12 protein-coding genes and 1 pseudogene are annotated in these 9754 nt (G+C 31.2%); 7 read left to right on the top strand and 6 right to left on the bottom strand.

What is annotated here, in order from left to right; translation table 11 throughout:
* Positions 1-427 precede the first annotated feature (427 nt).
* The 5 genes and pseudogenes from AST02_RS14230 to AST02_RS08620 form a co-directional block, all read right to left on the bottom strand.
* A complete protein-coding gene (locus AST02_RS14230) occupies positions 428-526 on the bottom strand; it encodes a type I toxin-antitoxin system Fst family toxin (RefSeq protein ID WP_107517259.1) in 99 nt (32 codons plus the stop codon).
* 151 nt (positions 527-677) lie between these two features.
* Complete coding sequence (locus tag AST02_RS08630; protein WP_069817408.1) at positions 678-875, bottom strand: EamA family transporter; 198 nt, start codon at positions 873-875, stop codon at positions 678-680.
* Positions 856-957, bottom strand: a pseudogene (locus tag AST02_RS14125) (helix-turn-helix domain-containing protein); the annotation flags it as partial. The gene AST02_RS08630 and the pseudogene AST02_RS14125, both read right to left, overlap by 20 nt.
* A 137-nt stretch (positions 958-1094) precedes the next feature.
* Complete coding sequence (locus AST02_RS08625) at positions 1095-1541, bottom strand: hypothetical protein (RefSeq protein WP_069817406.1); 447 nt, start codon at positions 1539-1541, stop codon at positions 1095-1097.
* A 438-nt stretch (positions 1542-1979) separates the two neighbouring features.
* Positions 1980-2273, bottom strand: a complete 294-nt coding sequence (locus AST02_RS08620; RefSeq protein ID WP_069817404.1) for an antibiotic biosynthesis monooxygenase family protein — start codon at positions 2271-2273, stop codon at positions 1980-1982.
* 1225 nt (positions 2274-3498) lie between these two features.
* Between AST02_RS08620 and AST02_RS08615 the strand changes: the two genes are divergently transcribed.
* The 6 genes from AST02_RS08615 to AST02_RS08590 all read left to right on the top strand — a co-directional run bounded on the left by AST02_RS08615 (position 3499) and on the right by AST02_RS08590 (position 6784).
* Complete coding sequence (locus AST02_RS08615) at positions 3499-3765, top strand: hypothetical protein (protein ID WP_069817402.1); 267 nt, start codon at positions 3499-3501, stop codon at positions 3763-3765.
* A 277-nt stretch (positions 3766-4042) separates the two neighbouring features.
* Positions 4043-4291: a hypothetical protein gene (locus AST02_RS08610; RefSeq protein WP_069817400.1), complete on the top strand. Its 249-nt coding sequence runs from the start codon at positions 4043-4045 to the stop codon at positions 4289-4291.
* A 26-nt stretch (positions 4292-4317) separates the two neighbouring features.
* Entirely contained in the window at positions 4318-4578 is a 261-nt protein-coding gene (locus AST02_RS08605) for a hypothetical protein (protein WP_069817398.1), read from the top strand.
* 110 nt (positions 4579-4688) lie between these two features.
* A complete protein-coding gene (locus tag AST02_RS08600) occupies positions 4689-4928 on the top strand; it encodes a DUF3923 family protein (protein WP_069817396.1) in 240 nt (79 codons plus the stop codon).
* Between the two features lie 109 nt (positions 4929-5037).
* Complete coding sequence (locus tag AST02_RS08595) at positions 5038-6537, top strand: flotillin family protein (RefSeq protein WP_069817394.1); 1500 nt, start codon at positions 5038-5040, stop codon at positions 6535-6537.
* 31 nt (positions 6538-6568) lie between these two features.
* Positions 6569-6784: a hypothetical protein gene (locus tag AST02_RS08590; RefSeq protein ID WP_069817392.1), complete on the top strand. Its 216-nt coding sequence runs from the start codon at positions 6569-6571 to the stop codon at positions 6782-6784.
* 490 nt (positions 6785-7274) lie between these two features.
* Here AST02_RS08590 and AST02_RS08585 read toward each other — a convergent pair whose 3' ends face one another.
* Complete coding sequence (locus AST02_RS08585) at positions 7275-7862, bottom strand: TetR/AcrR family transcriptional regulator (protein WP_069817390.1); 588 nt, start codon at positions 7860-7862, stop codon at positions 7275-7277.
* A gap of 170 nt (positions 7863-8032) precedes the next feature.
* Between AST02_RS08585 and AST02_RS08580 the strand changes: the two genes are divergently transcribed.
* Positions 8033-9721, top strand: a complete 1689-nt coding sequence (locus AST02_RS08580) for a CocE/NonD family hydrolase (protein ID WP_069817388.1) — start codon at positions 8033-8035, stop codon at positions 9719-9721.
* Positions 9722-9754 lie beyond the last annotated feature (33 nt).

Genomic DNA, 9754 nt, shown 5'->3' with positions numbered 1-9754 from the left:
CTCCCAAAACTTAAAACGTTCGTTATTTACACAAACCCTCTTAACTTACTAGTAAGAGATTTTCTTGGATATTTAAGTCTATAAACTTGTCTTATAATCAAAATGTATCACAAGCAACGAAAACATGAGTTTTAGATGATGAGAGACACGTTTATTTGCATCAAGAATTAGACTTCATTTACGAGGAATAAGTGTCCATAAACGATTAAATGAGATGATGTCCAAATAGTTAAAATTGTCACATGTATCGTTGGGATAGAAACTTTACTTTTTCAAACATTTAAATTTTTATCTAGTGGTTCTTAGTTTATTTTACATTCCCTATCCTATCATGGTAAAATATATGTAACGAAAATAAGTATTCACTTATACACCAATCCCCTCACTACTCGCAATAGTGAGGGGATTTTGTTGGTGTGGCTTAATGTCACCTATTTTTATTGCGTTTACTTAGCCAATAAGTAAAATACGCTATGGCACAGCCGCTGATGACTGGCGCTAGGATGTGAACGAAAATAAGCATCACTTTATACACCTCCTCTCTACATCAATTAGACGCCTGAGAGATAGGCGACACCATTATTATACCATCAGGGAATCTGGTAAACATATAGGCTTTCAGTAAGTTAAAATAAACAAGTAAAAGGCTATCCCTTAATTGATAATAGTTTTTTGTATTAAAAAATAAACCAAACGCTTTCTGTTGAATAATTACAAGTTATAGTTACACCTATCAAAGTAATAATACCACCTAAAATAGCTACTATACTTGGAACTTCTCCAAGTAATAAATACGCCAAAATAAGAGAAACTGCAGGTGTTAAAAAGAGAGACATTGTCACATTTAAGTTATATTTAACTTTCTGTTTCTTCATTAGTATATTCCATGATATCAGCTGGTTGGCAATCAAGCGCATTACATATAGCGTCTAGAGTTGAAAATCTGATTGCTTTTGCTGCCTCTTTGTCAAAGAGGACTGATACAATTTTTTGAGATTAAGGCGAAATTTGATTTTGAAATGACTAAGTGACGTTACCAACAGTCTGACGTCATTTACTATATTAGTAGATGACGTTTTGTAATTATAGAATTGTTAAATATTTTCATTTACTAGATATTTAATTTGAACCATAACCCAAAAAATGAATAAACCACATATAATAAATAATAATCCGACCATATTAATTGGAAGAGCAACGAGTGACCAAGGAATATAATAATTAGATATAGCTATACCACTTATACCAACAATAGTAAAAACAAGACATATAAAAATTAAGAAAGAAGTCACGTTTTTGTTAAAAATATCTTTAACGTTAGTATTTTTCATTATTTTATTTGATGAAATAAATGCTGTAGGTACAAGAAAAAAACAAAGTTCAAAGAATATATTTGCATCAAACTGAAAGTGAGATGTGCCATGAACAAAAAGGTTTCTCAACATTAATAATATCCAAAAGGTACTTATAGAAAAGTAAGTTTCTTTATTTAATAGGTTATCTACTACTAAGTTCGCTCTATTTTGGTTAGTGCTTTTCATAATTTTCCCGCCTAATATATATTTTAATTACAAACTATACTACTAAATTTCAAAAAGTTATAATATTTTAGATTATTTTACAAAAACTGAAGATTAATATGTTGTGAATAAGTTAAGAAAATAATTATTTTGAGGTGCTTAGTTATTTAAAGTCATTACACTTAAAATTATTCAACCAATGTTTATAAGTCTTAATTTAACAGTTAGATTGTTGACGACAAGTATATTTATATTGTCCTATGAAGTGAAAAGTTACTATTAATAAACTTATCCTCTACTTAAAAATCTTCTTTTTTTAGAAAACATGGCAGCTGCGCCTCACCAACCTTGGGGTTATCTTTGTTTTATAAGTGATTTTTTTCTTCAAATAGTTTTGTTACACATCTACTTTTGATTCCTTATTTCCAACTGATTTACTTAAAACTTGATAACGATGAATTAAATGTCCATTTTTTGAAAATGTTCAACTATTGGAAAGGGGTCATAGTAGTGATGCAATAAATCTTTCCAATTCTCATATTCAGGAGATTTCCGAAAACCAATCGTATGATCTTCTAGTGTCTTCCAATTAACTAATAATAAATATTTACCCTTCTCCTCATAGCATCTATTCAAAGTATGACTTATATAACCATCCATTGAACGAATAATTTTTGAAGCTTCTTTAAAAGACTGTTCAAAATCATTTTCCAAATCTTTTTTAACTTGCAACATAGCGCCTTCAAGTATCATAGTTACAACACTCCCTTAATCTTTATTTAAAAGCATTAGTATTTCATTTTTATCTAAGAAATCTTTTACTTCTACTTCCTGTTTACCATTAACTCGCTCTTTATATTTAGCATTGATCTCTTTTGTTTTTACCAGCACTCTTAATTTTCTTCTTACCTGTATTAGAATCACCCATTGATTCATCTACTTTTTCGTTAATCTTATTCATTAAGTCCCTCAAAGAAATTACATAATTACTTACTCCTAAACTACCCTTTTCATATACCCTTGGTAATTTATTATTCTCTATAAACTGTTTGAAATTTTCATCATCTTTTGTCGATCATTTTGTCACTTTTTGACTTAAAAAACACTTTTTGAGAGTTCCCGTTGCTTTGGATTCTTGTTCGTATTCATTATCTTCTTATTCTCCATTACTAAAAGATGCTAATAACAAAGTTAACTTAATTACTAATATTCATTTTATATTTTTCCTGACAATACTCCCTAAAAAAATATATTTTTAAAAATAAAAATTACCATTCCTATAAAATTAGTATTTCATTGAAATATTAATTTTGTTAATATTAATTAGTATGAGAATTTAAAAGTTTACATATTGAAAATTCGATTTATGGAAAACACTAACAAGAAGATCATGTGAAATTGAGAACATACTTCCACACTTTAGTTTACGGTATTTTACTATTATCACAGATAGGATTACTTCAGGATGATCATTAACATTTGTTTTATGTTTTATAACAATAGACACTTTCAATGATATCGTTTCCTCTAAAAAGTGGAATAAAACGAACAACAAATAAAAAAACTAAGGATAGTTTGAATATGAAATGATTTATATTTTCTATAAAACTAATTCTATCAATTACAATGTTTGCCCTTATGTATTGGCATTTAGATAAAGATTTGAATATTGCGTTTATTGTCTGTTATATCATTTTCATATTTATAATAATGTTTTTGGATAGCAAACTTAAAAAGAAAGGCAAATCTTACTATGAGAAAAACTAAATTAATAACAATTGCGATTAATATTATTTTCGTTATCACTCTGGTTGTTTATATACCTAAATTGTTTTCGAATAAAGATTATATTCTTCTGAGAATTTTAAGTATTTCTTGAGTGATTTCCATCTATAACTGTTTTATTTTTCTGAAACCAGAGAATAGTAATGATAATTTAAATTAATACAACTCAATTAAGTCTTAAGGAGGTAAACTAATGACTGAGGAAAAAGCGAAAATGGAAAAGATAAAGAAACTCGCTATGATCGGTAACATTTTAGGCTGTTTAACTATTGTATTGTTTATACTTCGATTTGTCTTAGATTCAAACAACGGAGATTCTATATTAAAGAATGCAGCTTTTGTTACGGCTCTTTTGACATTCACTTCTTACTTAATTGGGAATCTTATATCGAAAACAATCATAGGAAGCATTGCTTCTTTAATGTTAGTCATCTTTATCATTATTACACTTTTAACTTAGAACCTCGTTTCTCAAATGTTGTAAATGAGTATATTTATTCTCATCATCCTAGCTGCCATTGTAGGTTTTGCCATCCATCACATAGTCGATTTTGTTTTCAATTAAGTAGAAAAGTATCAAAATAAGTAGTTTTATAAAGGGGTACTTTAAATGATTACTTTATGTATCACAATAATCGCCACATGGCTGATTATAAGCATGTGTTATTTTGTTGTATTTTTAAACAAAAACAGCAATAAATAAACGATATTTTATGAGAAGAAAGGAATACATATATATGTTAACTAAAAACATTCAATATCCTTATACTAAATTAGCTTTTGATTTACTGGGCATTATTGCTTTTATAGGAGCAATAATCATTGTAATTTTGAATTTTTATTTAAATGCAGACGCTAATGGTAATTTCGAAATGGGCTTTACTGTCAGTGGTACGAGTTCAATTATCATGAGTGTATTAATTTTAATTACTTTTCTAAGTGCTTTGATGTCAGCTGTTCTAAAAAAATGGAATAAAAAATACTAAATATGTATAAAAACGAGGTATGAAGTATGAAGCATAGATTTTTAGACGCAATAAAAGATTTCATTTTCATTGTTATGTTCACTTTTATATTAGCGACTTTATTAAATTATATAAATCCTAATCTAAGTCTTAATAAATATTGGAATAAGTTAGGTCATCTGGATTGGGTTAATATATACGATAGTCAAAATTTAAATGGATTAATTGTTCTTGGCTTTATACTTGGCGTTATTTCATTTATTTACGATATGTTTTTCAATACTGAAAAAGAAACTGATTCTAACTAGCCAATTATTAAATTTTCACTATACGTTTGATTTAATTCTAACCTTATGTATTTTGATGCGCTTGCTTCTTAGTTATGTAATGAAATATTTAATAATAAAAGGATGATAATATGAAATTTTCATGGATTTTTTGGTGGATTGTCAGCGTACTCGAATTTTCAGCGTTTTTAATCCTATCATTTATGGTTTGGTTCAGAGAAGTCGATGCTACTGGTGCTATTCAAACAATTGAACTTAAATGGATTAACATAGCAATATTAGCTGTTTTTTTCTTGCTACCTTTCGTAATGCAACTCATATGGTTAATCATAAATTTAATTTATTCAAAAAACAAAAATGTAGTTCATTAACAATAACGAAGTCACTCCAAAATCAATAAAAACAAGATAGATCATATCGAAATTCGTTAAAAGATGTGTAACGTTTATTAAATTCAAAAAGAATTAGGAGAATACCCATATGAATATATTTATATTAATTACAATTGCTACCATAATTGGACTTGTAGTATTTGGAGGTCTAATTTGGTACCTATACATGAAAGCAAGATTTAAGACAGTTCCATCAAATGAAGCTTTAATCATTACAGGACCTAACATCGGCGATCCAAAATCTGAGTCCAATGTTTATCAAGATGATGAAGGACGTCACATGAGAGTAGTACGTGGTGGTGGTTATAGAATGAAAATGTTCCAATCATCAACGCGAGTTTCACTAAAATCATTTCAGTTAGAAATCAAAACACCTGTTGTTTGGACTAAAGCTGGTGTTGGCATCGAAGCTGAGGCGGTGGCTACAGTTAAAGTTGCCGATCAATTACAAGGTATTGTTAAATATGCTGAACAATTCTTAGGCAAGTCAAAAGATGAAGTATCTGATGAAATATCGCAAGTTTTGAATACAAATTTACGAGCTATCTTATCTAAAATGACAGTTGAAGAAATCAACTCAGACAGAGAAGCATTCAATAATAAAGTAACCGAGGTTGCTCAAGGGCAACTCAACAATATGGGCTTTAGTATTACTTCATTAGGACTATCTGACATTAGTGACAACGAAGGCTACTTAGAAAACTTAGGTAAACCTGAGATTGCTAAGATTAAGAAAAAGGCAGATATTGCTGAAAGTGATGCTTCACGAGAAACTGAAATGAAAATAGCAGAAAATACGGAATTAACCGAGAAGGAAAAGATTTCTCGCCAAATGAACGTAGCTGATTCTCGTAGAGAGAAAGATTTAAAAGAACAATCAATCTTGAGTGAAACAAATAAAGCTCAAGCGCAAGCCGAAGCTTCTGGTCAATTAGAGAAAGAATCTAGAGCTTTAGAAATTAAAGAAAAACAATTGCATGTTGAACGTACTGAGAAAGAAAACGAATTACACTTAATCCAAATGGAGCGTGAGAATGACGTTCATATTCAACGTCAAAAAGATGACGTACGCCGCCAACAATCCGAAACAGATGCAGCAATTATGATTAAACAATCCGAAGCATCTTACGAATCACGTATCAAGGAAGGTAAAGCTGAAGCTGAAGTTATTAGAGAACAAGAAAAAGCAAAAGCAGATGGCTTAAGAGAAAGAGCAAATGCGCTTGCGGAAAATAAAGACGTTATGTTAGCTGAATTGATGATTAAAACAATGCCTGAGTTTGCTAGAGCAATTGCTGAACCATTATCTAACGTTGAGAATATCCGTATTCTTGATGGGGGAAACGGTGATGGTGTTAATTCTTTATCAAACGGTATTATTGCTCAAATGGCTAACGCTGAAGAAGGTTTAAACCAAATGACTGGTTTTAATTTAACTAAGATGCTTGAGAACGTCTCAGATCAAAAGAAAACTTATGCTTTTGAACAAAATGAGATGTCTAAGAATAATGATCTAGAAAATGAAGAAGCTGCGCTTAAAAATGATATCGATCAAACACAAGATGTAAGTAGCAACGAAAAACAATAATTGAACTTATAAGTGCAAATGGAGGATTATTATGAAACTTTCTTGGATATTGTGGTCGGTAGCAACTTTATTTTGGCTTCTAGTGATATTGGGATTGTCACTATATTCTTGGTCCAACGGATTATCCGACGCTAATAACAAAGAAGTGTACTCATTTTTCTGGCTACTTATTGGATTATTAGTAATACCATTTATTGTACAATTCATATGGCTGTTAATTAATGTATCTTTAAAATTAGTTAAATAGAAAACCATTTAATACACACGATCAAAACACATACATATTTTGTATGTGTTTTTGTTTTTCATAAAAACATGATATATAAAAAGTAAATAACCTTTTACTTAACTATCTCTAAAATACAATGACTTTTAAGATACATATGCAGGTAATATTAGCACTTATTAAATGATCAGAATGTTTACTATAAAATCATTATTTTTAAATTCACAACTTTGATAGCTTAGTCAGAATACATAATCCCATGCCCCTGCCCTGTAGCAATCGCTTGCGTATAAACACGAGAAGCAAAATTACTTACCTCTTAATTCGACTTTTTCGAACTCTATTCTTTTATCAATAACATCTATTATTTTCATTTTATCCTGAGACGGGATATTAACTTTATATTCTCACTTCAAACGCTTTTCATGTTCATTCCATGCATAGCCGTTTATATCCATCTTTTCCCGCTTCAATCACACGTATAGCTCCAACTAACCACTGCCGGTTCACCTTACATAGACTGCTTTACGATCCCAATAGTTCCTACAGTCACAATATTATAGAAATGCTGAACAAATTCTTCTTTTGTAATTCTGTGCTCATCTTCAACCCAATGTTTTAATATTGAAATTCCTGCGCCTGACACATAACTCATAAAATAATCAAATGGCATATTACCAATTTTGTTGTCTTCCCCTTTATATGCACTTAAATGATTATAAATAAGTCTATATAATTTTTTTTGCAGCATAGACGCTTTACCAATCGCAAACATCGTTTGATAGAAATTTATATTGTCATCTATGTGCTCAACTAGATAAGACATAATACTTTCCACCACGTTTGATGGTGCCTCTTCTCCATCACTATTGTGTTGATTTTCAATAAATGTTTGAAGGGCATCTATTTTTTCATTTTCCATACTTTCTAATAAATCATATTTATCTACATAATACGCATAAAATGTGCCACGGTTAATATCTGCTAAATCTGCAAGTTGTTGCACCGTGATAGCTTCAAAACGTACTTCTTTCAATAATTGTAAAAATGATGATTTTATCGCTTGCTGTGATTTTCTTACTCTACGATCTTGAGTCATTTACGTATCACACCTCCATTTGTTTCTCGTTAATAGACAATCCTACAAAGACTGTTGAGTTTCGTACACAAAGCACATCCCTGCTTGTTGTTTGTCGATTATTTTAAGTTTAGGGTAAGCGTGTATTCAAAAACAAGTATTACCTTATACAAGAAAGGATATGATGATTTATGACTAAACAAATGTTAGGTAATCCAAAATTAACAGCTACACCTATGGAAGATATTACAGAAGGTACAAACCATATCGTAGTCGATAGCATCCAATATGGTAATCAAGAAATGATTATGGAAAAAGATATCATCGTTCCAATGTCAGACGGTGCAGAGCTATATGTTAATGTCATCCGTCCTAATAAATCAGGTCAATTTCCTGTAGTAATGTCCGCAGACACATACGGTAAAGATAACAAACCTAAAATTACGAACATGGGCGCATTATGGCCAACACTAGGTCACATTCCAACTTCAAGTATAACGCCGGAAGAGTCCCCTGACCCTGGTTTCTGGGTACCAAATGATTACGTCGTGGTGAAAGTTGCATTACGTGGCAGTGCGAAATCTAAGGGTGCTTTATATCCTTGGGGTCTAGCAGAAGCAAAAGACTATGCCGAAGTAATCGAATGGGCTGGCAAACAATCATGGAGTAATGGCAATGTAGGTACAAATGGTGTTTCTTATTTAGCTGTTACACAATGGTGGGTCGCTTCATTAAATCCAACACATTTAAAAGCGATGATTCCTTGGGAGGGCTTAAACGATATGTATCGTGAAATAGCGTTCCATGGTGGTATGCCTGATACTGGTTTTTATAGATTTTGGTATGAAGGTATTATCGCAAGATGGCCAGACACAGATATTGAAGATTTAAAAGCTGTACAACAAAACCATCCATTATTTGATGATTATTGGAAAGGAAAGCAAGCCAATTTATCAGCGATTCAAGTACCTATGTTTGTTTGTGCAAGTTGGTCTACACAAGGATTGCATAACAGAGGTACATTCGAAGGATTTAAACAAGCAAGTTCCAAAGACAAATGGCTTAAAATTCACGGACGTAAAGAATGGGAAACATATTATGCACGTGAATCACTTGAACAACAAAAAGACTTCTTTGATTACTATTTAAAAGGTATTAAAAATGATTGGCAAGATACACCAACTGTATCTTATGAAGTCAGAGATAAATTTTATCAAGGTCAAACCAAATCAGCATCCAACTATCCGCTTCCAAATACAGTAGCAACGCCTTTATACTTAGATGGACATAATATGACATTAAATACGTCAAAAGTTAAAGACGTTGCAAAAATTTCGTATAATAGTGAAGTAGCAGACAACGACGAAGTAAGGTTCAACAAAATATTTGAAGAAGATACTGAACTTACAGGTAATATGAAATTAAAATTATGGGTATCTGCAGATAACGCAGATGATATGGATCTATTTGCTGGGATTAAAAAAGTGAATCGTCAAGGCGAAGAAGTTAACTTCCCAGACTTTAATCATATTGAACATGGTCAAGTCGCAACGGGTTGGCTACGTGTTTCTCATCGTGAACGAGATAATACGAAATCTACACTACTACAACCTTGGCATACACATGAAAGCGAACGTAAACTTAATGGCGATGAAATTGTGCCAGTAGAAATTGAAATATTGCCATCCGGTACATTGTTCAAAAAAGGCGAAAGTATTCAAGTTGTCATCAAAGCAAGTGAAGTCGTTAAAGGGAATAGCACACCTGGCCTTAAAACACGTTATGAACATACCGAAACAGTCAATCAAGGTACACACAACATTTATACAGGTGGCGACTATGATTCACATCTACTTGTACCAATAATACCAAATCACTAATATTTCATTTCAATGTTAGTAACGCTCATTTTT

The sequence above is a fragment of the Staphylococcus equorum genome, assembly GCF_001747895.1.
GTDB lineage: Bacteria > Bacillota > Bacilli > Staphylococcales > Staphylococcaceae > Staphylococcus > Staphylococcus equorum_A.
The sequence above is the reverse complement of the archived record's forward strand: the minus strand, read 5'-3'. Positions and strand labels throughout refer to the sequence as shown.

Bases quoted from the DNA above. Each gene is read 5' to 3' on its own strand.
- AST02_RS08630 (WP_069817408.1), bottom strand. From the start codon at position 875: ATGAAGAAACAGAAAGTTAAATATAACTTAAATGTGACAATGTCTCTC.
- AST02_RS08625 (WP_069817406.1), bottom strand. From the start codon at position 1,541: ATGAAAAGCACTAACCAAAATAGAGCGAACTTAGTAGTAGATAACCTA.
- AST02_RS08620 (WP_069817404.1), bottom strand. From the start codon at position 2,273: ATGATACTTGAAGGCGCTATGTTGCAAGTTAAAAAAGATTTGGAAAAT.
- AST02_RS08615 (WP_069817402.1), top strand. From the start codon at position 3,499: ATGACTGAGGAAAAAGCGAAAATGGAAAAGATAAAGAAACTCGCTATG.
- AST02_RS08610 (WP_069817400.1), top strand. From the start codon at position 4,043: ATGTTAACTAAAAACATTCAATATCCTTATACTAAATTAGCTTTTGAT.
- AST02_RS08605 (WP_069817398.1), top strand. From the start codon at position 4,318: ATGAAGCATAGATTTTTAGACGCAATAAAAGATTTCATTTTCATTGTT.
- AST02_RS08600 (WP_069817396.1), top strand. From the start codon at position 4,689: ATGAAATTTTCATGGATTTTTTGGTGGATTGTCAGCGTACTCGAATTT.
- AST02_RS08595 (WP_069817394.1), top strand. From the start codon at position 5,038: ATGAATATATTTATATTAATTACAATTGCTACCATAATTGGACTTGTA.
- AST02_RS08590 (WP_069817392.1), top strand. From the start codon at position 6,569: ATGAAACTTTCTTGGATATTGTGGTCGGTAGCAACTTTATTTTGGCTT.
- AST02_RS08585 (WP_069817390.1), bottom strand. From the start codon at position 7,862: ATGACTCAAGATCGTAGAGTAAGAAAATCACAGCAAGCGATAAAATCA.
- AST02_RS08580 (WP_069817388.1), top strand. From the start codon at position 8,033: ATGACTAAACAAATGTTAGGTAATCCAAAATTAACAGCTACACCTATG.